This window comes from uncultured Ellagibacter sp. (genome assembly GCF_934636505.1).
Lineage (GTDB): Bacteria > Actinomycetota > Coriobacteriia > Coriobacteriales > Eggerthellaceae > Ellagibacter.
On sequence record NZ_CAKUAL010000132.1, the window covers coordinates 1 to 1,519 of the forward strand.

Below are 1,519 nucleotides of genomic sequence, written 5' to 3' on the forward strand. Positions count from 1 at the left end.
GCCTACGCGTTCGTCATCGTTGCCATCGCCATGATCGTGTCCTGCTTCATCGCCTTCGCGATGCCGCGTGCGGCAACTGTTCAGGCGAAGTGGGCTGCGAACAACTAGCAAGTCTCTTCCGCTCGATTGCGGTTCGGCCACTCTCCACAGGTCGGGCCGCAATCCTTTCGCGGGGGCTTGGCGCAATCTTCGAATGAGCGCAAGGCCCTCGCACTCCCTCCATATAAAACGTGTGCCGCGAATGCGAGTTTGGACGGTGCGCGCCGCAACCGTATCCCCACGATTCGGGAAAAGAGTTTTGCCGTGACGTGTTTTCCCTGCATCAAGTGCAACAAATGTCGGAAATTGATTCCGAAAATCGACATCGTCTGCTCGCAATGCGGTGCCGACATGCCACCTGGCGCTCCTTCTTGCTCGAAGTGCGGTTGCACCAAGAGAAAGTTTATCAAGGGTTCTGTCCCGAATCCCGATTGGCAGGGCACGGCAGAATTCAGGGAGCCGTCGAGATCCGATTCCTCACAATGATCCTCGCTGCAATCTGAGATGCGGTGGATCTATCCCCTTATGGCCCGGATGCGCCCTCAAGCATCCGGGCTCTTTTTCGCTTGGGGGACTAGATTGTGTCCGCTATGGGGCAACCTATCGCGCCCGACGTGCCTTTTTCGGTAAATGTACTAGAATATGCCCCATGCAAAAGTCTTGGTCTGACATACGCGAATCTATCACGACGCCCCTTATGGGCTTTGCGATCGTCGTGCTGTTCTTCGTGTGCCTCCTCCTTGCGATGGTGGTCCTGGTCAGCATCGCTCGCGTGCTGATGGGGTAGTGGCATGTGGCAGAGGTTCTCGCTTTACGACCTGCGTGTTATCGGACACTACCTCGGTACGCTCACCCAGCTCTTCGCGGCGCTTATGGCGGTGCCGTTCATAACGGCGCTCGTGTTCCAAGAATGGGAGCCCGCCGAGCGCTATCTGCTGGGTATCGGCATCGCGCTCGTCGTCGGCACGCTGCTGCAGTTCCTGCGCATCGAGCCCGGTCGCTTGGGGCGTCGCCAGGCGCTTGCGGTCACGGGCTTCGCATGGATCGTGCTCGCCTTCTTCGCGTCGGTTCCGCTTTTTCTGTCCGGGCACTACGCCACGTATATTGATGCGCTTTTCGACGGCGTCTCGGGTCTCACCACGACGGGTGCCACCGTTGCGCTCGACATCGACCACTTCTCCAACGCGGACAACATGTTCCGCTTCATGATGCACCTGGTCGGCGGCTTGGGCCTCATCGTTGTGGCGCTCTCGCTCGGCATCTTCGGCAAACGCTCGGGCTCGTCGCTCTACACCGCCGAGGGTCGAAGCGAGCATGTGGTTCCCAATGTCGTCCAGACGACGCAGCTCATTTTGCGCATCTCGCTCGTCATCATTTTCGGCGCTGCGGTGGTGCTCACTGTAATGTGTATGTCGATCGGCATGGAGCCCGTGCGCGCTGCTCTGCAGTCGCTTTGGCTGGCCATTACCGCATTCAACAC

At 58.9% G+C, this 1,519-nt stretch carries 1 protein-coding gene; it reads left to right on the plus strand.

The genetic code is table 11. The features are described 5' to 3' along the window. Window positions 1–830: 830 nt before the first annotated feature. A partial coding sequence (locus tag Q0G18_RS09440; protein ID WP_297152459.1) for a potassium transporter TrkG occupies window positions 831–1,519 on the plus strand: 689 nt, incomplete at its 3' end.